Here is a 23,775-nt window from a genome sequence, read left to right as displayed (position 1 = left end):
CAATCCAGATGGCCGGGCTCAGTCCCGGCCATTATCGTTTCGGGGCCGCTATGTGGAAGCTTCGATCAGGTTAGCGGCATCATCATATGTCGATACGCCTCACCACCCGTGTCGATGAAGCCAAGGCGACGGTACAAGCTTTGGGCTCGGTCATTTGACATCTGAACTGACAGCGTCAGCCGACGCGCTTCGATCGATCGGGCGGCGACGGCGAGCGCTGCGATAACTTCGCGCCCGATGCCGCGGCCCTGCGCCGCCGGCAATAGCGCGATGTCGATCAAACGAAGCGCCCTAATCGGCCGCCCGCAAGCGACGCTCCGATCGGACTCTGGCCCACCTGCCGACGTCTCTTCGACCTGCTCGATCGTCACGACTAAACGTCCAATGGCGGCGCCCTGTTCAACAATCAAGAAATACTCCGCCTGCGGGAAACTCCGACGATAGCCAATCTGTTGCGCATGGAACTGTTGCGCGAGAAGCCGCGCCAGCAGCGGCTCGGGCAAACCCATACGAGCGAACACGCCGCGCAGCGTCGCGTCGGACAAGCAGCGGCAGAACGCGGCATCGGCGGTTTCCACCGGCCGAACAATCAGTCCCGGCGCAGTCAGACTGAAATGCGTAGCAATGCGACCCATCTCGAATTCCGAGTCTATCGGCAACGCCAATTTTGACGCGCCTCATTGACGTCCGGTACGAACCGTCACAACGAACGACTGGTCGGATATCCCGGACTACGCAAGAATTCCAACAAATTGTTTGTTCTTCGCCATGATTTGCCAGCCTTGATCGAGGTGACCAATGTATCTGATGAAGCCCGAAGACTTCGAACCTTGGGTGGGCCGCGCTGTCCGCGTCGCGACCGTTCCCGAGCCGGTCGAACTCACGCTGATCAGACTGCAACGCAAGCCGTTATTCATCGGCGCAGAACGCGAACCGTTCAGTCTATTCTTTGAAGCGCCGGACGACGTGTACCTGCTGGATGCAGCCTACGAATTCGATTGCGGCCGCGGCGGCCCCTACACCATCCTGATCTCCCAGCTTCAGCCCCGAAACGGCCGACGCAGGTATCAGGCCGTCTTCAACTGACATGCGTTCAACGGCGTTGCGGGTGCAGCCTTCAGGTGCCCACAACGCCGTCACCGCACCTCGCTGTTTGCTGCCCGCCGGATCAATCCTGGACTGGATAGAGACCCGACATGCAGATGTTGGTTCGCAGCGCCAGATAGGGCGGCAAGGTCTCGACCGGAATATTGTTGCCCGTATTGCCGATCTGAACCGTACCGCCGGTAATTCCGCCGCCTCCACTCACGCCGCCCAGATTCACCGGCGTGCCAGACGTACCCGCCGGCGCATAGATTTTCGGCTGACCTCCCCCGGCCGGCCCGGTATTCGCCAGTTGCGATCCAGCAGCCGGGGATACCGACAGAGAGGTAACAGCAACACCAGTCAGGGCCTGCACCGCCGTCGGTCCGCCGGTACCACCGCCGGTCGGCGTGAATGCTGCGGCATGTGAATGCGCAGGCAGGTTCGCCTGGGTGAGCGCAACACGCTCGACACCGGCATGGGCGCCCCACGCATAGTTGCTGAGACCCGGACCCTGCCCCGCACCGATGATCACCCGCGACTGCAAATTGGGAAGCTGAAACGTGGTCCGCCCGTCACCGCCGAAGGTCGCACCGATCAACGCGAACAAGGCCTGGTTCTGCGTAACGTTGAGAGTCTGCCCGGCGGCGACCGCCCAATCGATGGGCGCGAAATTGAAGCTGACCTGCATAATCTGACCAATATATGCGTCTGCCATCTGATCCATCCTCGATATGTCAATGACCGGGTGTGAAGACGGGCACCCGCATCCCGCAATTCCAAAGCGATCGCGCGTCCATCGTGATGGTATGTTCCGCTACTTCGCTCCCATCCAATCAGCCGAACTTCGCCGCTGAGATACATATTCAGCAAATCAACCCAAGTGGCATCAAGGCACCGCCGTATCATATTCATCAAACGATGAGTACAAACGCAAGTACACGTGACCTGTCACATCTTTGCATCTGCCAATGTAATTCCATCTCGTCACTTACTTGTTTTGCTTGTACCGCCACACCCAAAATGCAACTTTTAGAATCGTTTCGAGATTATTGCACTCAGTCCGTGTCGCGTCTGCGAGTTTTTTTTAGATATTGAGCCGAGCGCCCGAGAAGCGACGAACGGTATATTTGGATGACCGATCGTCTGCCCGTTCGCCTATTTCAGGATCGAGGCATTGATGAAGGCCCTCATGGAAAGCGTACAGCGTGGCGATCCTTGCCTGGACCAGTGTAGATCGCCTGCCGCGCGCTTCTCCGCAGCCGTCGCCGCGCTGATCTGTCCATTCGCGCGCAGAGCCCGCACCCTCGCATTGGCAACGTCCGCCTGCATTGTGGCGACGCTGGCTCCGACCTTGGGGTGGGCCGCGTCTGCAAGCTGCACGGCCGTCAACGGCGGCGCCTTGAACTATTCCGTGACATTCACAGCACCAGACACCCCCGATGACGGACAGGGATACAGCACAAATCTTCAGAACTCGTTCGCGCCGGGCGACATCATCAATTATTCGATTTCCATCGTCACAAATTCAGGACAGGTCGACGCTGGTTTTCTGGCCGACTACACCTTCGGTATTCCGAGCGGCTTCAGCAATTCTCCCGCTACGGAGGGATTCCACACCAGCGCCTCGGGTAGTTACCAACTGACCTCAACCGACGTCAGCAATATCAATGGCACGCCGGGGCTCTATTCCGAGGCTAACTATCAACGCATCTTCACTGCATTCACCGGCAGCGTCGCTTTCTCTGCCACCTGCACGGCGGCGGGCACCCCCATCGTGACGTCGGTGTCGCCCACCGCGGGGCCGACTGGAGGCAGCACGTCGGTGACGATCACCGGCACGAATTTCGCCGGCGCCACGTCGGTCAGCTTCGGCGGAACATCCGTGCCGAGCGGCAGCTTCACAAGCAGCTCTGCAACCCAAATCGTCGTGCCGTCGCCGGCCGGCAGTGCCGGCACCGTGCACGTCACCGTGACCAACGCCATCGGCACGTCGCCGACGAGCTCCAGCGATCAATTTACCTATGTGGCGGCTCCGACGATCGGCTCGATCTTGCCGAGCTCAGGCCCGACGGGCGGAGGCACCAGCGTCACCATCACCGGCACCAACCTGTCCGGGGTCACCGGCGTCACCGTCGGCGGCGCATCGGCGACGCTCGGCGCCAATACGTCGACGTCGATTGCGATCACCACGCCGTCCGGAACGGCAGGCGCACGCGATGTCGTGGTGACAACCGCGGGCGGTTCGGTCACCTCGACCGGCGGGTTTACATATATCGCCGCGCCGACGATCGGTACGATCTCGCCGAGCTCGGGCCCGACCGGCGGCGGCACCAGCGTCACCATCACGGGCACCAACCTGTCCGGGGTCACCGGTGTCACCGTCGGCGGCGCATCGGCGACGCTCGGGACCAATACATCGACCTCGATCGTGATTACCACGCCGTCCGGAACGGCAGGCGCACGCGATGTCGTGGTGACAACCGCGGGCGGTTCGGTCACCTCGACCGGCGGGTTTACGTATATCGCCGCGCCGACGATCGGTACGATCTCGCCGAGCTCAGGCCCGACCGGCGGCGGCACCAGCGTCACTATCACGGGCACCAATCTGTCCGGCGTCACCGGTGTGACGGTCGGCGGGGCATCGGCAACGCTCGGAACCAATACGTCGACCTCGATCGTGATCACCACGCCGTCCGGGACGGCCGGGGCGCGCGATGTCGTGGTGACAACCGCGGGTGGCTCGGCGACGTCGACCGGCGGGTTTACGTATATCGCCGCGCCGACAATCGGTACGATCTCGCCGAGCTCAGGCCCGACCGGCGGTGGCACCAGCGTCACCATCACGGGTACCAACCTGTCCGGCGTCACCGGTGTGACGGTCGGCGGGGCATCGGCAACGCTCGGAACCAATACGTCGACCTCGATCGTGATTACCACGCCGTCCGGGACGGCCGGGGCGCGCGACGTGATCGTGACCACTGCCGGCGGGTCGGCCACCTCGACCGGCGGCTTCACCTACATCGCAGGACCTACCATCGGCACGATCTCGCCGAATTCGGGACCGACCGCAGGCGGGACCAGCGTCACCATCACCGGCACCAATCTGTCGGGTGTCACCTCGGTCACCATCGGCGGCGCGGCCGCGACGCTCGGGAGCAACACGTCGACATCGATCGTGATCACAACGCCGACCGGCACGGCCGGGGCGCGCGATGTCGTGCTGACCACGGGCGGCGGCTCGGTCACCTCGACCGGCGGATTCACCTATGCGGGCGCGCCGACGATCAGCACCGTTTCGCCAAGCTCCGGTTCGACCGGCGGCGGTACATCGGTGACGATCACAGGCACCAATCTGTCCGGCGTCACCTCGGTCACCGTCGGCGGCGCGGCCGCGACGCTCGGGACCAATACGTCGACATCGATCGTGATCACAACGCCGACCGGCACGGCCGGGGCGCGCGATGTCGTGCTGACCACGGCCGGCGGCTCGGTCACTTCGACCGGCGGCTTCACCTATATCCTGTCGCCGTCGATCAGTACGATCTCGCCGAATGCCGGCCCGAGCGCGGGCGGCACATCGGTGACGATCAGCGGCACCAATCTGTCGGGCGTCACCTCGGTCACCATCGGCGGCGCGGCCGCCACGCTGGGCACCAACACATCGACCTCGATCGTCGTGACGACTCCGGCCGGCACAGCTGGGGCCCGCGACGTCGTGGTGACGACCAGCGGTGGCTCGGTTACGGCGGTCGGCGGCTTCACCTATGCGGGACCGCCGACGATCGGCACGATATCGCCGAGTTCCGGACCAACCGGCGGCGGCACCTCGGTGACCATCACGGGCAGCAATCTTGCCAACATCACCAACGTCACCATCGGCGGGGCGGCCGCAACGCTCGGCGCGAATACGTCCACATCGATCGTGGTCACCACGCCCAGCGGCGCCGTCGGCGCGCGGGACGTCGTCGTGTCGACCGCGGGAGGATCCGTCACCTCGACTGGCGGCTTCACCTATGTGGCAGCCCCGACCATCAGTTCCATCTCACCAAGCTCCGGCCTGGCCGCCGGCGGCACCTCGGTGACCATCACCGGCACCAATCTGTCCGGCGTCACCTCGGTGACCGTCGGCGGTGCGGCGGCAACGCTCGGCATCAACACCGCGACATCGATCGTCATCGCGACTCCGGCCGGCACCGCCGGTGCACGCGACGTCGTGGTCACGACCGCGGGCGGCCCCGTCACATCGACCGCCGGCTTCACTTACATCTCGGCCGCAACGGTGACGGCGATTTCACCTGCAGTCGGCCCGATCAGCGGCGGCACATCGGTCACCATCACCGGCACAAACTTCACAGGCGCAACGGCCGTGACCATCGGTGGCGCCGCGGCCACCGGCGTCAGCATCGTGAACGCCACCACGATCACCGCGACCACGTCGGCTCACGCCGCTGGCAACGTCGACGTCGTGGTGACGACCCCCGGTGGCACTGCGACGGGATCCGGCCTTTACAGCTACGTCTCCGGCCCGGTCGTCACCTCGATTAGTCCGGCGAGCGGTCCGAGCGCCGGCGGAACATCGGTGACGATCACCGGAAGCAACCTGGCCGGGGCGACCGCGGTGAGCTTCGGCGGCGCCGCGGCCACCGCGGTGAGCGTGACGAGCGCCACCACCATCACCGCAACGACGCCGGCACATGCGGCGGGTGCGGTCGACGTCACCGTCACGACGCCCGGCGGCAGCAGCACCGGCGCCGGCCTTTTCAGCTACATCGTCGCGGCGACCACCACCACCCTCACCTCGTCGCGCAATCCCAGCGAAGCTGGTCAGCCGGTGAGCTTCACCGCGACGGTGACGGCGAACGGCTCAATTCCAACCGGAACGGTCACCTTCACCGATGGCGGCGTCGCGATCGGTTCGGTTGGGCTGTCCAGCGGCGCCGCGACGCTCACCACGAGCAGCCTGACGATTGGATCCCACACCATCGTCGCGGCATTCGCCGCCAACACCAGCTTCGCCGCCAGCACCTCGTCGCCGCTGCTGCAGGCGGTCAACACGCCGCAGGACAGCCTGAAGCTGCGCGCCATGCAGATCATGGCCAGCAAGACCATCGCCCAGACCTCCGGCGCAGCGATTTCGGGCGCGATCGATACGGCGATTTCCGAGGGCTTCAACGACGGCGGCGAGCTGATCACGCCATCAGGCTCAGGCCTGCGCTTCAACTTCACCGACGATCTCTCCCAAAGCAGAGCCGGCAATCCGGACAGCACGGTCGAAAGCCGCTGGCCGGCTTTCGCCTCGCACGGCAGCGGCGGGCCGGGCCATCAGGCAACCGGGTTCGGCATTGGCGACCCGCGATCGTCCGGGCGCGCTCAGGCCCGCTTCGACGACACGTTCGCGGCGATCGACCGCAAGCCCGACATCGCCAAAGCGCCGGCAAAGGCGCCGGCCGAGCGGAAGGACTGGCTGATGTGGGCCGAGGTCAAGGGAGCCAGCATCGGCCAATGGAATTCAACCAGTACGGCATCGGTGCTGTCAGGCAATCAGGTGAATGCGTTGATCGGACTGACGCGAAGGCCGTCCCCGGACCTGCTGATCGGTGTTATCGGCGGTTATGAGACGTTCGATTACAAGTCGGGCACGCTCAACGGCCGGCTCAAGGGCGACGGCTGGACGATCGGCTCCTACGCGGCCTGGCGATCCGCCGCCGGACTACGCTTCGATATCGCTGGCGCCTATTCGGGGATCGGTTACGACGGCTCGGCCGGCACCGCTTTCGGCAGCTTCGATGGACGGCGCTGGCTGGTGTCCGGCGGCGTCACTGGCTCCACCGAGGCGTTCGGTTTCGCGATCGAGCCTTCCGCCAAGGTGTACGCGCTATGGGAGAGCCAGAATGCCTATGTCGACTCCCTTGGCACAGCGCAGGCGCAGCGCGAATTCTTCACTGGCCGGGCCTCGGCCGGGCTCAAGGCAAGCTATCCTTGGCTCTACAGCGCGACGCTGACCCTCGCGCCCTACACCGGCGTCTTTACCGACTACTACTTCCTCGGCGACAACGCGGAGACGATCACGCTCGCTGGCGGGACGCCGCTGGCGTCGGTGCCGCTGATGGACGGCTGGTCCGCCCGGGTGACCGGGGGCATCGCAGCGCGGTTCGGCAATGGCGCGGCAGTCGCAGTCGGTGGAGAACTCGGCGGGCTGGGCGGCACAGTGCAGATCTGGACGCTCCGCGGCCGGGCGTCGGTGCCATTCTAAAGCGAGCTTTCAGCGCAGGCTCGGATCGACCGCGAACAAGCTAGCCGGTGCTGGCCTGTTTGGTCGCTTCATTGGTGGACGCAGCGATCAGCGCCGAGACCATCAGCAGCAGGCCTGCGAGCAGGAACGGCGCCCCGGGAAGAGCCAGCGGCGCGTTGCCTCCGATGAAATACGCGAAGATCAGCGTGAACAGGAACGGCCCGATCAGTTCGGCGATGCTCTTGAGGCTGGTGATGGCGCCCTGCAACTGGCCCTGCTGGTCCGGCGACACCAGCCGCGTCATCATGCCGGAGGTCGCCGGCCCTGCGATGCCCCACAGCGTCATCACCGGGATGCCGATCCAGAACAGCGCTCCGGTCGGCGCCAGCGCGTAGATCAGAAAGCCTAGCGCGCCGCCGCCATAGCCGATGATCTGGGCCCTTCGTTCGCCGAGTCGCTTCACGGCAGGCCCCACCAAGCCGCCCTGCACGATCGCGGTGCAGACCCCGACGAAAGCGAGCGCGAGCCCGACCGTGGTCTGGTCCCAGCCGTAACGGTAGGTGCTGTACAACACGAAGATCGCCGGCAGTGCGACATGCGCCACCTCGGCGCAGAACTCGACCAGAGCCATCGCCGCCAGCCGGGCATTCGAGCCCAGCAGCCGCACGGCGCCGACCGGATTGGCGGACTTCCAGCGAAACGGCGACCGCCGCTCCGGCGGCAGCGATTCCGGCAGCACGAACAGACCGTACAGCGCGTTGCACAGGCTGAGCCCAGCCGCCACCCAGAACGGCAGTCGCGGATCGATACCACCGAGCAAACCGCCGATCGCCGGGCCGAAGATGAAGCCGAGACCGAACGCGGCGCCGACCTTGCCGAACACGGCCGCGCGCTTCTCCGCCGGCGTGACGTCGGCGATATAGGCGAACGAGGTCGAAATACTCGCCGACGTGATGCCGGAGATCACCCGGCCGATGAACAGCCAGCTCAGCGTCGGCGCCAGCGCCATCAGGATGTAGTCGAGACCGAGACCGAGATTGGACAGCAGGATCACCGGGCGGCGGCCGAAACGATCGGACAGCCCGCCCAGCACCGGCGACGCGACGAACTGCATCAGCGCCCACGCCGTGCCGAACACGCCGTAGATTCGCGCCGCGTCCGCGGTGTTGTTGTCGGAGAAGCTCTCGATCAGCTTCGGCAGGATCGGCAGGATCATGCCGACGCTCAGCATATCGAGCAGGATGGTGACGAAGATGAAGCCGACCGCGGCGGGGCGCGCGCCCGGGAGCGGCGCGATCGTCCCGGGAGGTTGCTCCTCGTCGGTCATGACTTTCTCTTGCGCTTGTGTGCGAAGGGATTGGCCTTTTCGCGCAACATGATCCGGACCGGGGTGCCCGGCAACTCGAACACGCCACGCAGGCTGTTGACCAGATAGCGCAGATACGACTGCGGCACGGCGTCAGCCCGCGAGCAGAACACCACGAAGCTGGGCGGCCTCGCCTTGGTCTGGGTCACGTAGTTCAGCTTCAACCGGCGGCCGGCGACCGCCGGCGGCGGGTTCTGCGCAACCGCCTGCTCGAACCAGCGGTTGAGCGCGGCGGTCGGCACGCGCGTATTCCACACCGCATAGGCGTCCTGGATCGCCTCCATCATCCGGTCGACGCCCTCGCCGAGCATGCCGGAGGTCGCGACGATCGGAACGCCCTTGATCTGCGGCAGCCAGTGATCGGCGTCGGTGCGAAGCTGGGCGATCTGCCCACCCTGCCGCTCGACGAGATCCCATTTGTTGACCGCGATCACCAGCGCCCGCCCTTCGCGCTCGATCAGATCGGCGATGCGCAGATCCTGCTCCTCGAAGCGGTTCTGCGAATCCATCATCAGCACGACCACTTCGGCGAAGCGCACCGCGCGCAACGCGTCGGCGACCGACAGCTTCTCGAGCTTCTCCTCGATCCGCGACCGACGCCGCAGCCCCGCGGTATCGAAAATCCGGAAGTCGCGGCCCTTCCAATTCACCTCGACGGCAATCGAGTCGCGCGTGGTGCCGGCCTCGGGGCTGGTCAGCAGCCGATCCTCACCGAGCAGGCGATTGATGAAGGTCGACTTGCCGGCATTCGGCCGGCCGACGATCGCGACGCGGATCGGACGCTTGGAGAAATCCTCCTCGGTGAGGCCGTCGATCTCCTCGTCATCCTCGAGTTCGACGTCCGGTTCCGGCATCAACGCGCGCAGCGCATCGTACAGTTCGCTCAGTCCCTCGCCATGTTCGGCGGAAATCTGCACCGGATCGCCAAGGCCGAGCGCATAGGATTCCATCGCGCCGATCTCGCCGGCTTTGCCCTCGCTTTTGTTGGCCACAAGGACGACCGGCTTATTGGCGCGGCGGGCGAAATCGGCGAAGGCGCGATCGTTCGGGGTCAGCCCGGCGCGGGCGTCGAAGACGAACATCAGCGCGTCCGCGAGTTCGATCGCGGTTTCGGTCTGCTGCTGCATCCGCGCCGTCAACGAGCCCTTGGCGCCCTCGTCGAGCCCCGCAGTATCGATGATGGTGAATTCCAGATCGCCGAGGCGCCCCTCGCCTTCGCGGCGATCGCGGGTGACGCCAGGCGTGTCATCGACCAGCGCGAGCTTTTGCCCGACCAGGCGATTGAACAGCGTCGATTTGCCGACATTGGGCCGACCGATAATAGCGAATGTGAACGACATTGGTGATCCGTGCGCCGAGAAGCGGTGGCCTGTCAATGTCGCGGGATGCCGGAGGCGCCTCCGGCCGCCCGTATCAGCGCTGGAAAGTGCCGCTCGGCATCGGCGCCGGGAACGCCGATGGCGCTGCGGACTGCTCGGGCTGGGCCGATTGCGCCGGCTGATCGGCCGGCGGGGTGGTCACGCGGCGGCGGGATTGCTTCGCCGGCTTTGGCGCCGGCGGCGCAGCGGCGGTGCTGCCCTCCTCTTCCGGCGCAGGCTCTGCGTCTGGATTGGGATTGGACGCCGGCGCAGGCGCCGAACGAACCGCGGCCGCGTTGTTCCGGGACCTCGATCGCTTCGGCGTCGCTTCGGCGGGCGGCGGCTCGACGGCGACGGCCTGCTGGCGTTGCTGCTCTTCGACCGATCCCCGGTAGAGGCTCTTTGGCACGCCCTGCTCGAGGCCAGGCACGCCTTCCGGGAACACCGGCTTGCGTTCTCCCGGCAGCTTCTTCTTGTTGTCGAGGAAGTCGAACATATCGGTTGGGTCGAAGCCGCCCATGCTGCCGCAGCCGGTCAGTCCACCCGACAAGACGACCAATACGGCGAGGGAAATCAGGCGTTGCGAACGGCGCATGGACGATATCTCACATGGACTCTAAGCGGGCGTTGGTGCCGGTCGACGTCGAACTCAGCTTTTGGCAGCCGGCGGCAGCAGCGCCTGCAAGACCTCGGCACGATTGCGCAGGCTCGCCGGCGTCTCGGCGTCGGTATTGATCATTTCGATCCACTGCCGCGTGGCCGCGACATTGTTGGCGCGCCAGGCCGACAGCGCCAACATCTCGCGCGCGGTGTGGCGATAGGCGCCATTCGCACCGGAAATAGGTTCGAGCCGCTGCTGAAGATCAGTGTAGCCGGCGCTGTCCATCAGCAACTGCGCGGCGCGGATGGTCGCAAGATCGCGGTCCTGGGCCGGAACGCTGCGATCAGCGGCAATCGCGTCGTAGAGCTTGACCGCTTCCTTTGGATCGCGCTGCGCGACCTCCGCCGCGGCGCGGAGCCGCGCCAGCGTGCGATAGCCGGTCGATGTCGTCGCAGCGATCTTGTTGAACGCGGCTTCGGCCTCGGCATGTTTGTTCTGCTCGGCCAGATCGGCGGCGGCTGTGAATGCCGCGCCGGCTTCGGCCGCCTTCTTGGCCTCGTAGTACTCATAACCGCGCCAGGCGCCGACCCCCGCGATGATCAGAATCGCGCCGGCGACGATGAAGATCGAATACTTCTCCCACAGCCGCTTGAGCTGCTCGCGACGAACTTCTTCATCGACTTCATTAAATAATTCAGACACTTATAGATTTTCCTGTCCCGGATGAACCGCGCTGAGTCAAACTCGCCGCGCGTCCGTCCCCCGACGTTGCGGCGGCGATACCCTAGCGATATGGCGGCGACAAGGCAAAGCCAGCCGGATCAAGGGGATGCCCCGATATGATGAGCCGGCTTTGCCCAGTCTCAGCTCTTCGTCTTCATGCCGTAGACGTGTTCCGGCCCCGGGAACGCGCGTGACCGGACCTCTTCGGCGAAGCCCTTGATCGCCGCCTCGATGCCCGGCCCGAGTTCGCCATAGCGCTTGACGAATTTCGGTGCGCGCGGCGACAGACCGAGCATGTCTTCGAGCACGAGCACCTGACCATCGCAGGCGGCGCTGGCACCGATGCCGATGGTCGGGATCGCAATCGTCTCGGTGATCTTGCGCCCGAGCGGCTCGGCCACCGCCTCGACCACGACGGAAAACGCGCCGGCGTCGGAGACGGCGCGGGCGTCGGCCTCGATCGGCTCCCAGCTCCCCTCCTCGCGGCCCTGCGCGCGGAACGAACCCAGCGTGTTGATCGATTGCGGGGTCAGCCCGATATGGCCCATCACCGGAATGCCGCGCTCGGTGAGGAAGGCGATCGTCTCCGCCATCCGCACGCCGCCTTCGAGCTTCACGGCCCCGCACTGGGTCTCCTTGAGGATGCGGGCGGCGGAGTGGAACGCCTGCTCCTTCGACGCCTCGTAGGAGCCGAACGGCATGTCGACCACCACCAGCGCATGCTGCGAGCCGCGCATCACCGCGTGGCCCTGCAGGATCATCATCTCCAGCGTGACCGGCACGGTGGTCTCGAAGCCGTGCATGACGTTGCCGAGCGAGTCTCCGACCAGGATGACGTCGCAATAGCGGTCGACCAGCGACGCGGTGTGAGCGTGATACGAGGTCAGCATCACGATCGGGTCCCCGCCCTTGCGTGCGCGGATATCCGGGGCGGTTTTCCGTTTGATGGCCGATTGAACAGACATACTTCAGGCTCCGAACACAGGGACGCCGACGACGAGCGGATGGAAAGCGAAGGCGAGCGCCAGATAAAGGACGATGCCGACCACGACCGCGATGGCGTCGTTCTTCGGACCGCCGACCGGGATCGGCGGGCCGCCCGGATCGGCGCGATGCTTCAGCGAGATCCGATCATAGACTGCCCAGGCCAGCAACGAGCCGAACAGGATGATCGAGCCGAGATCACCGTTGGCGATCAGATGCGCGACGGCCCACAGCTTCACTGCGGTGATCATCGGGTGCTTCACCGCACGATAGATCCGGCCGCGTGAATAGGCGGCAGCCAGCAGGATCGCCACCGGCAACATCAGCAGCGCCGCGAGGTGCGTGGTCCATTTCGGGGGATGCCAAAGGTCGATCAATCCGTCGGCGCGATAGGCGCCGAAGCCATAGGCGATCAGGACGATACCCGCGATCGCCAGAACAGCGTAACCGATCTTGTAGACGGCTTCACCGCCGATCCCGATCAGCCGGGCCCGCAGGTCGCGCCGCGTCGTCACGACATGGGTGCCGATGAACAGCACCAAGCCGAAGATCATCATCGCAAGTCCCATCGCGCAACTCCTGTCCCGCCGGGTACGCGGCGGTTTCCGCGCCGGTCAAATCTCACTATGGTCCGCGCTGCCGCGCAACCTGCCGAGTTCAGCGGGCCGCGGGCGAATTCCGGGTATCATTCTTTACGGGACGGATGCAAATGCTGGAAACTGAGACCCGACGATCGCTGCTGAAAACGGTCGCACGGCTCGGGCTGACTGTCGTGCTTGGGGCGAACACCGCCATTGCGGTCGCCGCCGACGCACCGTGGCCGCCGAAGCTGGTGCGGATCATCGTGCCGTTCGCTGCAGGATCGACGCCCGACATTGTTGGACGCGTGCTTGCCGACAGCCTGCAGGCCCGGCATCCCGGCATCGGCTTTGTGGTCGAGAACAAGCCGGGCGCGTCCGGCAATATCGGCACCGATACCGTGGCAAAGTCTAAGCCCGACGGCGCAACGCTCGGCATCTCGATCGCAGGCCCCCTGGTGATCAACCGGATGCTGTTCGCGAAACTGCCATACGACCCGGAGCGCGACATCGCGCCGGTCACGATGCTGACGCGGATGCCGAGTGTGTTGGCGGTGCCGGCCGGCCTCGGCATCGGCAGCGTGGCCGACTTCGTCGCGCGGTTGAAGGACGGCAACAGCAGCCTCGCTTATGCGTCGATCGGCGCCGGTTCGCTGTCGCAATTGTGCATGGAAGCGATCGCGCAGCGGGCGGGCGCCAGGATGGTGCACATCCCGTACGCCGGATCTCCCAACGCGGTGACGGCGCTGATCCGCGGCGACGTTCAGGCAGCCTGCCTGCCGGCGATTTCGGTCGCTCCCCAACTGGCGTCGGGCGCGATCAAACTCCTGGCGGTCACGACTCCCGAGCGCTCCCCGTTCCTGCCAGTGGTGCCGACGTTGAAGGAGAGCGGAATCGACGTCCAGTCGGATGCCTGGAACGCCCTGGTCGCGCCGGGCGGTACGCCACCGGCCCTGGTCGATACGATCAACGCTGAAGTGCGCCAGTCGCTGTCCGAACCGGCGGTGATTGCAAAGCTGAGGACCCAGATGATCGCGCCGACGCCCTCCTCGCCCAACGAGCTACGCAAGACTCTGGCAGACGAGAAGCTATTGTGGGCCGATGTCATCCGCGCGGCCGGCATCCGGATCGAATGAAGCACGGCGCACGCCCGCGTTGCGGCGGCCGTTACGCCGCCGCCGCAACGCGTTTTTCCGCCGGTTATTTGTAGTAGCCGACCGCGCAGGTCTGATCGCCGACCTTGGTGACGAAGCTCACCTTCTGAACCGGGTCGGTCTGGCCGGGGCGCGGCCACATGTAGCTGACTTCCTTGACCTCGCCTTCCTTGGCGGTGGCATAGATCTCTTCGCCCAGCGCCTTGCCGGTCTTGTCCTTGAGATCCTTGAGGCTCTTTCCGTTCAGCGTCGGATGCGCAGTGAACGCACCGTCGGGTCCGCCGCAGAACGGATACAGATCGCGGTCCTTGAAACCGCCTTCGCCCTTGGCGAACTGCGCAAGCGCAGCGGCCTTATCGGCCTTCACGGCGGCAGCAGCCTTGGTAAGCATCGCCTTGGCTTCGTCGGCCGTGCCGAATTCGCCGGCGAAGGCGGCGGAAGCTACCAGCACACCAGCGCTGGCGACGACACAGAACAATGATTTCAGTTTCACGGCATCCCTCCTCTGAAGCTCCCTTGGTGGAGCGTTCGGGAAGGATAGCCTTCGCGGAAGGCTGCGGTCAGCGCGACTAAGGAATAACCATAAGTCGATACCGAGCGCAGCCGACGTATTTGCTGCGCTGCGGGAGTTAGTGCGAGGTGATCCACGCCCGCGCTTCGCGTTGCGCTGCGGCAATCTCGTCGGCCGACATCTGCGCGGCAACTTCGCGGCGCAGTTCGATCGCATCGGCCCGGCCCTTGAGCGCAGCGAGGTTGAACCATTTGTGCGCCGCGATCAGATCGACCGGCGCGCCGCGCCCCGACGCAAACAGCAGGCCGAGGTCGAACAACACATCCGGGCTCTCGCCGGCTTCGATCGGCAGCGCAGTCTCGGTGTTCAGATGTCCCTGAAGCATCTTTCTCTCCATCTCTGCCGGCCCGAACCGAGCGCGGCTCCTGTCCTCTGATCCGTCCCCACCGCCGTAGCCCGGCGCGTTGTAGGGTGATCATGACCGGTCAAATTTGAAGAGCAGTTTAAGCGTCGCGATGAACGGATTCTGAACGCGGCATCGCCACCCGGCGCCGCCGATCGAAGAAACAGCTGCGGCACAGCAATTTCCTGCGGTCGCTTACGGCTGGTTTACCCTCGGATTTGGCGAACCGATAACCATCGCCGAAATCGCCCGGTTACGATCGACGCTGTCCGGCCGAGCCGGACTGGAAGGTCAGTGCTGAACAGGAGGGATATTGAGGCGGGGGAAACGTCCGCGGGCCATGAGGCCGAACTGATCAGGAACCTAACTGATCAGGAGCCGAGCGCTGTCAGGCTCGAAAACAACGAGGGCGTCGGCGAACACGTCAGGACCAAATCTCACACGCGATGACCGCCGTGAAACTGCGGACCCAGCATCCGCACCGTACGAAGAAAAACCGTTTCTTCTACTGGACAGTTTCCAACGCGGGGTAACCCGGTCGAAAAACCAGCCGTTTGACCTGATGTCTCGCCGACACCCTCTTCGTCGACCAGGGCCGTCGCCGGGGAGCCGCTTGAAGAAGCGCGCCGCGCCGATGGTCCTTGTGACGCTGCCGGCATTGACCTGCCGGCCCTCGCCTGGGCGAGCTTACTTCTTCTTGGCGACCTTCTTCGTCTTCTTCGCAGTCTTCTTGACGGCGCTCTTGGCCTTCTTGGCCACCTTCGTCGTCTTCTTTACTGCCTTCTTCGCTTTCTTGGCCATGTTGCCCTCCGATAAGTGAGATGGCTCGATTGCTGCTGCGTGCACTCGGGAATCGAGATGCACTACTTCCCGAATACACCAACACATCGAAAAAAACAGCGTCCCGCTTAAGGAAGTGTTGATGGCTAATACGCCGCGTGGCTGCGGCGTCTTTGAAGTCGGCGTGTCGCGCAACTCACCGCGCGATCGAGTTTAGGCGCAAAAAACCTACGTCGACGTTTGTCAAGATCACAGGAAACACTTGCGCTGCAGCGATTTCTTAAACTCACTAATCGAACTAACTACTTACTTTGCTCGCGCGCGCGGCGCGCCGAGTCGGAGCGCGAGAGCAGAGCGTGGACTCTGAGTCGCGATTTTTGGCAATGAAAATATTTTCGTGCACACCCCCGCATTGGCGCACCAAGGGAGCGCCGGAGCGCCGGTTTCGGCGCGAATCGAAACGAATGATTCGAGAGCGTTTGTGTGCGCGACGCCGCGCCTTCGCGTGCCGGTGCGACCGCGAAGACGCGGCGCGAGCCGGCTCAGAGCCCGAGCTTGCGCTTCAAGAGATCGTTGACCGCCTGCGGGTTCGCCTTGCCGCCCGACGATTTCATCACCTGCCCGACGAACCATCCGAGCATCGCCGGCTTGGCGATCGCCTGCGCGACCTTGTCAGGATTGCTTGCAACGATGTCGTCGACCACTTTCTCGATCGCGGTGAGATCGGTGACCTGCTTCATGCCGCGCGCTTCGACCAGCTCGCGCGGATCGCCGCCCTCACGCCAAACGATTTCGAAAAGTTCCTTGGCAATCTTGCCGGAGATGGTGCCCTCGCCGATCAGATCGACGATCGCCGCGAGTTGCGCGGCCGACACTGGGGACGTGTCGATGTTCTGGCCGTCCTTGTTGAGGCGGCCGAACAATTCATTGATGACCCAGTTGGCCGCGAGCTTGCCGTCGCGCGCAGCGTCCGACAGCTTGGCCAGCACGGCCTCGTAGAAATCGGCGCTCTCGCGCTCGCTCACCAGCACGCCAGCGTCGTCGGACGAAAGTCCGAAAGTCCCAATGAATCGGGACTTCTTCTGGTCCGGCAGTTCCGGCAACCCGGTCTTCAGCTCGTCGACATAGGCCTGGGAAAACTCCAACGGCAAAAGATCGGGATCGGGGAAGTAGCGATAGTCGTGTGCCTCTTCCTTGGAGCGCATCGACCGCGTCTCGGCCTTGTCGGGATCGTAGAGGCGGGTCTCCTGGTCGATCGAACCGCCATCTTCGAGGATGCCGATCTGGCGGCGCGCTTCGTATTCGATCGCCTGTCCGATGAAGCGGATCGAATTGACGTTCTTGATCTCGCAGCGCGTGCCGTACGGCTCGCCCGGCTTCCGCACCGAAACGTTGACGTCGGCGCGAAGGCTGCCCTTCTCCATGTCGCCGTCGCAGGTTCCGAGATAGCGCAGGATGGTGCGGAGCTTGGAGACGTAGGCCTTGGCCTGTTCGGATGAACGCAGGTCCGGCTTGGAGACGATCTCCATCAGCGCGACGCCGGAGCGGTTGAGGTCGACAAATGTCATGGTCGGGTGCTGGTCGTGCAGCAACTTGCCAGCGTCCTGCTCGAGATGCAGCCGCTCGATGCCGACGGTGATGCTGTCGCCGTTCGGCAGGTCGACCACGACAATTCCCTCGCCGACGATTGGCGATTTGTACTGGCTGATCTGGTAGCCCTGCGGCAGGTCCGGATAGAAATAGTTCTTGCGGTCGAACACCGAGCGCAGATTGATCTGCGCGTTCAGTCCCAGTCCTGACCGGATCGCCTGCTTGACGCATTCTTCGTTGATCACCGGCAGCATTCCCGGCATTGCAGCGTCGACTAGCGAGACATGGCTGTTGGGATCGCCGCCGAAAGCGGTCGCAGCACCCGAGAACAGCTTGGCGTTGGACGAGACCTGGGCGTGGATCTCCAGCCCGATCACGACTTCCCAATCGCCGGTGGCGCCCTTGATGAGCTGGGACGGTTTGACGGGTGCGTTCATGGCGAAGCTCTCTGGCGAATTTAGCAGTCAGGGCCTGCATAGGCCGATGTGTGTCATTTTCCAACAGCCCAACGCGAAAACCGGGCTGACGCTAGGACCGCCGGCCTGCAAGCTGCACCCTTCCCGAGATCAATTCGTCGCGGGAGGCGGCGGCGCTTCGAAGCCGAGCGCAAACAGCGTGCCCTGGCCGCGAATGCTCTCCGCTCGAAACGTGACGTTGTGGGCGTTCTCTTTCAGAGTCTGCAGGATCAGCGCGCCGAGCTTGCGCGGCGACGGCCACTCCTGACCTTCCGGCAGACCGCCCCCGTCGTCCGACACGATCACCGAGACGCGGCCGCCTTCGACGGTACAGATTACCTTGATGCGGCCGCCGCTGCGCCCGATGAAGGCGTATTTCAGCGCATTGGTCAGCATTTCGTTGACCAGAAGCCCAGCCGGCATCGCGATATTGACCGACAGCGGGCAATAGCCGACGCTGAGCTCGTAGGTGATCCCTTCGCTGCCATTGGCCTGCATCACCGCCTCGGTGATGTCGGCGAGATATTGACCGAGATCGATATCACTGCCGGCGGCATTCTCTGCCGACAATATTCGATACAGCACGGTCAGCGCATCGATCCGGCTCGCCAGCCGCGCCAGCGCGACGTTCTCGCCTTCAGCCGCCGACCGGGCTTCGAGGCGCACAAGTGCCGTCACCAGTTGCAGATTATTCTTCACCCGGTGCTGCAGCTCGCGCATCAGGGTGTCGCGTTCGCGGATCTGGGTTTCGAACTGCTCGATCTGCGCGCGCTCGCGCCCGCCGACATCGACCAGTGCCGCGATCCGGAAGCTCTCGATTCCGTCATCGCTCTCGATCACCGCGGCGTAGGCCTGCACGATCAGCAACCGGGCGGACGAAGCGGCAGGCCGAAATACGCCGATGAAATCCTCGCCGTCGCGGATCGCCGCGCCGAGCGTCTGGGCTGGATCATCCTCGTTCACCAGCGCGTCGAGACAAGCCCAGCCCTGCCCTTGGACTTCGGCCGGAGGCAGCGACACCAAACCTTCGAACGCCTTGTTGATATAGACGACCCGCTGATGATCACCGCTGCCGCGCGACACCGCCACGGCCACGGGAACATTGTCGAGCAGATGCTTGTAGCGGTCATTCTCGATCGCCACCGCAATCTTCGAAGACCCCAAGATCCGATCGACGCTCGGCGGAGACGGCGCCCCTTCGTCAGAACTCATTCAAAAATCCTGCCACCAATCCTGAGGAGCATGTCGAAACGTTCCCGGAAACGCAACGCAAAACCAAATCTCGGAAACCGCTGAGCTAGGCCCACCACTTTTTGGGCGTGAACCGCCCCGCCGCCTGCTCGATCACCTCACCGAGCGAGAACAGGGTCTCCTCGTCGAACGGCCGCCCGATCAGTTGCAGCCCGAGCGGCAAGCCCTGCCCATCGGCGCCGGCCGGAACCGCGATGCCCGGAAGGCCCGCCATGTTCACCGTCACGGTGAAAATGTCGTTCAGATACATCTCGACCGGATCCGCTCCGCCCTTTTCGCCGATGCCGAACGCAGCCGACGGCGTCGCCGGGGTCAGGATCGCCGACACGCCCTGATCGAAGCATTGCTCGAAATCGCGCTTGATCAAGGTGCGGACCTTCTGCGCGCGCAGATAATAGGCGTCGTAATAGCCGGCCGACAGCACGTAGGTTCCGATCATGATGCGGCGTTTGACTTCGGCGCCGAAGCCTGCGGCGCGGGTGTTCTCATACATCTCGACGATGTTGCGGCCATTGACGCGCGCGCCATAGCGCACGCCGTCATAGCGCGCGAGGTTCGAGGACGCTTCGGCGGGCGCCACGATGTAATAGGCCGGCAGTGCGTATTTGGTGTGCGGCAGCGATACCTCGACCAGCTCGGCGCCGGAAGCCTTCAGCCACTCGGCGCCCTGCGTCCACAGTCGTTCAATCTCGGGCGGCATGCCTTCGAGCCGATACTCCTTCGGAATGCCGATCTTCATACCCTTCACCGAGGCCCCGATCGCGGTCTCGTAGTTCGGCACCGGGCGGTCGACCGAGGTAGTGTCCTTCGGATCGTGGCCCGCCATCGAGCGGAGCAGGATCGCCGAGTCCCGCACCGTGCGGGCGATCGGGCCGGCCTGATCGAGCGAGGATGCGAACGCGACGATGCCCCAGCGCGAGCAGCGGCCATAGGTCGGCTTGATGCCCACGGTGCCGGTGAACGCCGCCGGTTGCCGGATCGACCCGCCGGTGTCGGTCGCGGTGGCGCCGAGGCAGAGCCCTGCTGCGACCGCAGCGGCGGAACCGCCCGACGAACCGCCGGGCACCAGCTTCGTCTCCGAGCCCGCGCGGCGCCACGGATTGACCACCGGCCCGAAGCACGACGTCTCGTTCGACGAGCCCATCGCGAACTCGTCGTTGTTCAGCTTGCCGACCATCACCGCACCATCGCGCCATAGCTGAGTGGTGACGGTGGACTCGTAGGGCGGATGGAAATCACCGAGAATTTTCGAACAGGCGGTGGTGCGCGTGTCTTTGGTCGCGAACAGGTCCTTGATGCCGAGCGGGATGCCGGCGAGCGGTCCGCCGTCTCCCGTCGCGATCTGCGCATCGGCCGCCTGCGCCATCTTCCGCGCCTGCTCCGGGGTCTCCAGCACAAAGGCGTTGAGCCCACGCGCGGCTTCGATCGCAGCGAGATGCGCCTCGGTCAGTTCGAGAGCGGTGAAGGACTTGCGCGCGAGGCCGTCGCGGGCCTCGGCAAGCGTCAGCGATGTCAGGTCAGTCATGTGTTCAGGCACGCCTGGGTGTTTGGCCGAACCGGGCAGAATCCCGCAGTTCGCCGGGTCGAGCGCCTCGACCTGCCGCGCTGGCTAGCACAGCGCCCCCCGGAATTGAAGCGTCGGCGACTGGAGCAGGCCCAAGTCTCTATTTATTGACCGGGCTGCAGAAGAACGGCGATAGCGTCTTGTCGTTCTCGGGCGCGTCGCGGCGAGCCCTGTCGGCGGCTTGAAGGCCATCGAGCACCGCATCGATCGCCTTGGTCGGATCGACGACCTCGCCCTGGCGCTCCATCGCGTCGAGGTAGTTCATGTAGGCGGCGTAAGCCTTCTCGTCGTCGCACAGCAGGCACATCGGCTTACGTCCTATAGCGTTTCCGAGCGAAAAGTGGGAACGGCTCGGGTGAGAAAACGCGTCAAAGCAAAAAAGGTCTACTCGACCACCTTCGGCACCAGGAAAAAGTGATCTTCAGTGGCCGGCGCGTTCGCGACAACATGGTCGGCGATCTCACCGTCATTGACCCCATCGGCGCGCTTCTTCATCTGCATCGGGGTCACCGAGGTCATCGGCTCGACGCCGTCGACATCGACTTCCGCGAGCTGCTCCACGAACGCCAGCATCGCGTTCAACTCGCCCTGCAGATGCGGGACCTCGTCGTCGGTCACCGCGATCCGCGCCAGATGCGCGATGCGGCGGACGGTGGCGGCATCAACCGACATTATATAGTGCCTTTCCCGGGAGTGGCGATCCGCGCCGTATAGCAGAGCGAGGTTTTGCGTCGCAACCTCTCAACCGGGGACCTGGTCTCAGCGAGCGAGCTGGCTCAGCCGGGCCAGCGCCGCCCCGGCCAGCGCCCGCGTCATATCAGCAGCCGACATGTCGCGGCCGAGCCCGACCGCCTGCCCGGCCCACAGCATGGTGAAATCGACCCGGCCCTGCGCCTCGGCGGCAGCCTTCAGCGGCGCCAGAGCGGTCGCAGCATACGGAAACGGCGGCGCTTCCGGCGCGATCGGCCCGACCTCGCGCATGACGCGGTTGACCACGCCGCGCGCCGGTCGACCAGTCATCACATTGGTGATCACGGTGGAATCGTCTCCGGCGCGCGCCAGAGCGACGCGCCCCGGTGCGCTGACCTTGGATTCCGGACAACGCAGATAGGCAGTCCCGATCTGCACGCCGGCCGCACCCAGCGCGAAGGCCGCCGCAATGCCGCGTCCGTCCGCGATGCCGCCGGCCGCAATCACAGGCACCCGCACCGCGTCCACCACCTGCGGAAGCAGCGCGAACAGACCGGGCTGTTCGGCGATCCTGTCGGTCAGGAACATGCCGCGATGGCCGCCGGCCTCGGCGCCCTGCGCGATCACCGCATCGACGCCGCGCTCCTCGAGCCAGATTGCTTCGCGCACGATCGTGGCCGACGCGATCACGATGCAGCCAGCCGCCTTGACCCGCGCCAGCAAAGCCGGCGCCGGCAGTCCGAAATGGAAGCTCACAACCTCCGGCTTCAACTCTTCGACGAGTTCGCACATCGCTTCGTCGAATGGTGCGCGGTTGGCGAACGCGAGCGGCTTGTCGGGGTCGACGTTATATTCCTTGTAGTACTCGCCCAACCGTTGCTTCCATCCAGCCTCACGCTGCGGATCGGCATCGACCGCGTGGTGGCAGAAGAAATTCAGATTGATCGGCGTCGATACCGCCTGCCGGACGATGCCGACCTGCGCGCGGGCTTTCTCCGGCGACAGCGAGGCGCAGGCGAGCGACGGCAGCGCACCGGCGCGGGCCGCGCCGATCATGATGTCGGCGTCCTGCACGCCCACCATCGGCGCCTGCACGATCGGAATGCCAATTTTGAAGAGGTCGAGCAGTCTGCGGTCTGGCCACATGGCAAAACTCACGCGATGGGATTGATCACGGGCGACGCGGCCGGCATCGTTGCCAGCCGGGAGCGGTCTAGCACACCGCACCGCAGCGGGGCTACCAGCTCACTGCATCGATGCCGCTCTCTCATCGCATAGCGCGCGCACCCCGGAGATCATGGCGACATTTCCGTGCCCGCGCCCGCAGCGCAACACGCTTCCGCTTGCCGAGATTTGTCGATGCGATCACCGATCGCGCCGCAGCGCTGCATCCACCAAGTATATGGTCGCGGTCACAATGTTACGTTAGCATCAACGGGCGTGACCAACAAAAACCATCACGCGATGATCAAGGGAGGATGAACTGATGCTCAAGGCATTGACGCTCGGCTGTTCGATTGCGGTCGTCACCGCGCTCGCGCCCGCCATGGCCCAGGACTGGACCAAATCAAAATGGGGGCCGGACGACGAGATCGGCGCGGCCAACTATCTGACGCCCGAGCTGGCGCTGAAGGCCGCGCAACTGGTGAAAACCGGCAAGGTCTACGCGCTCGGCATCCCGGTCGATACCAAGACCCCCGCTTATCCGCCGCGCGGCTTCAAGATCACCGTGGTGCAGCCCGGCCAGGCCGGCAGCCCCGGCATGGGCCCGAGCAAGACCACCTACAATGACGACATCATCGAAGGCTGGGTCGGCGTCGGCAGCCAGATCGACGGCCTCGGCCATATCGGCGTCGAGCACGTCTACTACAACGGCAACAAGATCGCCGATTTCGGCGACCCGACCGGCCTGAAGAAGCTCGGCATCGACAAATTGCCGCCGATGGTGACGCGCGGCGTGCTGCTCGACATGGCTGCGCATTTCGGCACCGACATTGTGAAGGAAGGCACCGCCTTCAACGTCAAGGAAATCGAGGAAGTCGCCAAGAAACAAGGCGTCGAAATCCGTCAGGGCGACGTCGTGCTGTTTCACACCGGCTGGCTCGGCCTGATCGGCAAGGACGACAAGCGCTACAACAGCGGCGAGCCGGGGGTCGGCGTCGAGGGCGCGAAGTATCTCACCTCGAAGGGCGTGGTCGCGGTCGGCGCCGACACTTGGGGCGTCGAGGTGATCCCGTTCGAAAGCAAGAACATCTTCGAGGTGCACCAGATCCTGCTGCCGATGAACGGCACCTACATCCTCGAAAACATGAACACCGCCGACCTCGCGAAAGACAAGGTCTATGAGTTCATGTTCGTGCTCGGTCAGCCGCGATTCAAGGGCGCGGTGCAGAGCATGATCAACCCGGTGGCGATCCGCTGATCCGCACGCCGCACAAGTCCCAATGAT

General features: G+C 64.6%; 20 protein-coding genes. 4 read left to right on the top strand and 16 right to left on the bottom strand.

Features of this window, described 5'->3' with window-relative positions; translation table 11 throughout:
* Positions 1-65: 65 nt before the first annotated feature.
* Positions 66-635 carry a GNAT family N-acetyltransferase gene (locus BMY71_RS19945; RefSeq protein WP_139202689.1) on the bottom strand — a complete coding sequence of 190 codons (570 nt, stop codon included), beginning with the start codon at positions 633-635 and terminating at the stop codon, positions 66-68.
* 163 nt (positions 636-798) lie between these two features.
* On the opposite strand from BMY71_RS19945, the gene BMY71_RS19940 reads away from it, so the two are divergent.
* Positions 799-1,086 carry a DUF6916 family protein gene (locus BMY71_RS19940; RefSeq protein WP_041805359.1) on the top strand — a complete coding sequence of 96 codons (288 nt, stop codon included), beginning with the start codon at positions 799-801 and terminating at the stop codon, positions 1,084-1,086.
* A gap of 82 nt (positions 1,087-1,168) precedes the next feature.
* Here the strand turns inward: BMY71_RS19940 and BMY71_RS19935 are convergent, their stop codons facing one another.
* A complete protein-coding gene (locus BMY71_RS19935; RefSeq protein WP_092685983.1) occupies positions 1,169-1,801 on the bottom strand; it encodes a phage tail protein in 633 nt (210 codons plus the stop codon).
* A 462-nt stretch (positions 1,802-2,263) separates the two neighbouring features.
* On the opposite strand from BMY71_RS19935, the gene BMY71_RS19930 reads away from it, so the two are divergent.
* Positions 2,264-7,339, top strand: a complete 5,076-nt coding sequence (locus tag BMY71_RS19930; protein WP_092685890.1) for a beta strand repeat-containing protein — start codon at positions 2,264-2,266, stop codon at positions 7,337-7,339.
* 40 nt (positions 7,340-7,379) lie between these two features.
* On the opposite strand, the gene BMY71_RS19925 is transcribed toward BMY71_RS19930, so the two are convergent.
* From BMY71_RS19925 to BMY71_RS19900, 6 genes are all read right to left on the bottom strand, one after another.
* The gene (locus tag BMY71_RS19925) at positions 7,380-8,645 is read right to left on the bottom strand and encodes a TCR/Tet family MFS transporter (RefSeq protein WP_092685889.1); all 1,266 of its coding nucleotides are present in this window, start codon (positions 8,643-8,645) and stop codon (positions 7,380-7,382) included.
* On the bottom strand, positions 8,642-10,024 hold the full coding sequence (gene der / locus BMY71_RS19920) for a ribosome biogenesis GTPase Der (RefSeq protein WP_011503405.1): 1,383 nt from the start codon (positions 10,022-10,024) through the stop codon (positions 8,642-8,644). Before der ends, BMY71_RS19925 begins: the two co-directional genes overlap by 4 nt.
* Before the next feature lie 73 nt (positions 10,025-10,097).
* The gene (locus tag BMY71_RS19915; RefSeq protein ID WP_092685888.1) at positions 10,098-10,637 is read right to left on the bottom strand and encodes a hypothetical protein; all 540 of its coding nucleotides are present in this window, start codon (positions 10,635-10,637) and stop codon (positions 10,098-10,100) included.
* Between the two features lie 54 nt (positions 10,638-10,691).
* Positions 10,692-11,345, bottom strand: a complete 654-nt coding sequence (locus tag BMY71_RS19910; protein ID WP_011503407.1) for a tetratricopeptide repeat protein — start codon at positions 11,343-11,345, stop codon at positions 10,692-10,694.
* 161 nt (positions 11,346-11,506) lie between these two features.
* Complete coding sequence (gene panB / locus BMY71_RS19905; RefSeq protein WP_011503408.1) at positions 11,507-12,331, bottom strand: 3-methyl-2-oxobutanoate hydroxymethyltransferase; 825 nt, start codon at positions 12,329-12,331, stop codon at positions 11,507-11,509.
* Between the two features lie 3 nt (positions 12,332-12,334).
* On the bottom strand, positions 12,335-12,919 hold the full coding sequence (locus BMY71_RS19900; protein WP_011503409.1) for an NnrU family protein: 585 nt from the start codon (positions 12,917-12,919) through the stop codon (positions 12,335-12,337).
* A gap of 140 nt (positions 12,920-13,059) precedes the next feature.
* Here BMY71_RS19900 and BMY71_RS19895 point away from each other — a divergent pair, with 140 nt between their 5' ends.
* Positions 13,060-14,064 carry a Bug family tripartite tricarboxylate transporter substrate binding protein gene (locus tag BMY71_RS19895; RefSeq protein ID WP_175557734.1) on the top strand — a complete coding sequence of 335 codons (1,005 nt, stop codon included), beginning with the start codon at positions 13,060-13,062 and terminating at the stop codon, positions 14,062-14,064.
* Between the two features lie 64 nt (positions 14,065-14,128).
* Here the strand turns inward: BMY71_RS19895 and BMY71_RS19890 are convergent, their stop codons facing one another.
* From BMY71_RS19890 to BMY71_RS19855, 8 genes are all read right to left on the bottom strand, one after another.
* A complete protein-coding gene (locus BMY71_RS19890) occupies positions 14,129-14,575 on the bottom strand; it encodes a cache domain-containing protein (RefSeq protein WP_011503411.1) in 447 nt (148 codons plus the stop codon).
* Positions 14,576-14,711: 136 nt separating this feature from the next.
* Positions 14,712-14,978 carry an SEL1-like repeat protein gene (locus BMY71_RS19885; protein ID WP_041806017.1) on the bottom strand — a complete coding sequence of 89 codons (267 nt, stop codon included), beginning with the start codon at positions 14,976-14,978 and terminating at the stop codon, positions 14,712-14,714.
* A 1,340-nt stretch (positions 14,979-16,318) separates the two neighbouring features.
* Positions 16,319-17,803 (bottom strand): Asp-tRNA(Asn)/Glu-tRNA(Gln) amidotransferase subunit GatB, encoded by a 1,485-nt coding sequence (gene gatB, locus BMY71_RS19880; RefSeq protein ID WP_011503414.1) that lies wholly within the window; start codon positions 17,801-17,803, stop codon positions 16,319-16,321.
* A 129-nt stretch (positions 17,804-17,932) separates the two neighbouring features.
* Positions 17,933-19,033 (bottom strand): sensor histidine kinase, encoded by a 1,101-nt coding sequence (locus BMY71_RS19875; protein ID WP_092685887.1) that lies wholly within the window; start codon positions 19,031-19,033, stop codon positions 17,933-17,935.
* 85 nt (positions 19,034-19,118) lie between these two features.
* Positions 19,119-20,597, bottom strand: a complete 1,479-nt coding sequence (gene gatA, locus BMY71_RS19870) for an Asp-tRNA(Asn)/Glu-tRNA(Gln) amidotransferase subunit GatA (RefSeq protein WP_092685886.1) — start codon at positions 20,595-20,597, stop codon at positions 19,119-19,121.
* Positions 20,598-20,736: 139 nt separating this feature from the next.
* Positions 20,737-20,943: a hypothetical protein gene (locus tag BMY71_RS19865; protein ID WP_011503417.1), complete on the bottom strand. Its 207-nt coding sequence runs from the start codon at positions 20,941-20,943 to the stop codon at positions 20,737-20,739.
* Between the two features lie 77 nt (positions 20,944-21,020).
* Complete coding sequence (gene gatC, locus BMY71_RS19860) at positions 21,021-21,308, bottom strand: Asp-tRNA(Asn)/Glu-tRNA(Gln) amidotransferase subunit GatC (protein ID WP_011503418.1); 288 nt, start codon at positions 21,306-21,308, stop codon at positions 21,021-21,023.
* An 87-nt stretch (positions 21,309-21,395) separates the two neighbouring features.
* The gene (locus BMY71_RS19855; protein ID WP_092685885.1) at positions 21,396-22,472 is read right to left on the bottom strand and encodes an NAD(P)H-dependent flavin oxidoreductase; all 1,077 of its coding nucleotides are present in this window, start codon (positions 22,470-22,472) and stop codon (positions 21,396-21,398) included.
* Positions 22,473-22,812: 340 nt separating this feature from the next.
* Here BMY71_RS19855 and BMY71_RS19850 point away from each other — a divergent pair, with 340 nt between their 5' ends.
* Positions 22,813-23,748: a cyclase family protein gene (locus BMY71_RS19850; protein ID WP_092685884.1), complete on the top strand. Its 936-nt coding sequence runs from the start codon at positions 22,813-22,815 to the stop codon at positions 23,746-23,748.
* The last annotated feature ends 27 nt before the right edge of the window (positions 23,749-23,775 follow it).

Origin of the sequence: Rhodopseudomonas pseudopalustris (assembly GCF_900110435.1) — a bacterium.
GTDB lineage: Bacteria > Pseudomonadota > Alphaproteobacteria > Rhizobiales > Xanthobacteraceae > Rhodopseudomonas > Rhodopseudomonas pseudopalustris.
Note: the sequence above shows the minus strand (reverse complement) of the source record. Positions and strands in the feature narration are given on the sequence as shown.

Excerpts from the sequence above, each read along its gene's own strand:
- BMY71_RS19915 (WP_092685888.1), bottom strand. The coding sequence starts at position 10,637 with ATGCGCCGTTCGCAACGCCTGATTTCCCTCGCCGTATTGGTCGTCTTG.
- BMY71_RS19875 (WP_092685887.1), bottom strand. The coding sequence starts at position 19,033 with ATGAGTTCTGACGAAGGGGCGCCGTCTCCGCCGAGCGTCGATCGGATC.
- BMY71_RS19895 (WP_175557734.1), top strand. The coding sequence starts at position 13,060 with ATGCTGGAAACTGAGACCCGACGATCGCTGCTGAAAACGGTCGCACGG.
- BMY71_RS19855 (WP_092685885.1), bottom strand. The coding sequence starts at position 22,472 with ATGTGGCCAGACCGCAGACTGCTCGACCTCTTCAAAATTGGCATTCCG.
- gatC (WP_011503418.1), bottom strand. The coding sequence starts at position 21,308 with ATGTCGGTTGATGCCGCCACCGTCCGCCGCATCGCGCATCTGGCGCGG.
- gatB (WP_011503414.1), bottom strand. The coding sequence starts at position 17,803 with ATGAACGCACCCGTCAAACCGTCCCAGCTCATCAAGGGCGCCACCGGC.
- BMY71_RS19945 (WP_139202689.1), bottom strand. The coding sequence starts at position 635 with ATGGGTCGCATTGCTACGCATTTCAGTCTGACTGCGCCGGGACTGATT.
- BMY71_RS19930 (WP_092685890.1), top strand. The coding sequence starts at position 2,264 with ATGAAGGCCCTCATGGAAAGCGTACAGCGTGGCGATCCTTGCCTGGAC.
- gatA (WP_092685886.1), bottom strand. The coding sequence starts at position 20,597 with ATGACTGACCTGACATCGCTGACGCTTGCCGAGGCCCGCGACGGCCTC.
- BMY71_RS19900 (WP_011503409.1), bottom strand. The coding sequence starts at position 12,919 with ATGGGACTTGCGATGATGATCTTCGGCTTGGTGCTGTTCATCGGCACC.
- BMY71_RS19925 (WP_092685889.1), bottom strand. The coding sequence starts at position 8,645 with ATGACCGACGAGGAGCAACCTCCCGGGACGATCGCGCCGCTCCCGGGC.
- panB (WP_011503408.1), bottom strand. The coding sequence starts at position 12,331 with ATGTCTGTTCAATCGGCCATCAAACGGAAAACCGCCCCGGATATCCGC.
- BMY71_RS19940 (WP_041805359.1), top strand. The coding sequence starts at position 799 with ATGTATCTGATGAAGCCCGAAGACTTCGAACCTTGGGTGGGCCGCGCT.
- BMY71_RS19935 (WP_092685983.1), bottom strand. The coding sequence starts at position 1,801 with ATGGCAGACGCATATATTGGTCAGATTATGCAGGTCAGCTTCAATTTC.
- BMY71_RS19850 (WP_092685884.1), top strand. The coding sequence starts at position 22,813 with ATGCTCAAGGCATTGACGCTCGGCTGTTCGATTGCGGTCGTCACCGCG.
- BMY71_RS19865 (WP_011503417.1), bottom strand. The coding sequence starts at position 20,943 with ATGTGCCTGCTGTGCGACGACGAGAAGGCTTACGCCGCCTACATGAAC.
- der (WP_011503405.1), bottom strand. The coding sequence starts at position 10,024 with ATGTCGTTCACATTCGCTATTATCGGTCGGCCCAATGTCGGCAAATCG.
- BMY71_RS19885 (WP_041806017.1), bottom strand. The coding sequence starts at position 14,978 with ATGCTTCAGGGACATCTGAACACCGAGACTGCGCTGCCGATCGAAGCC.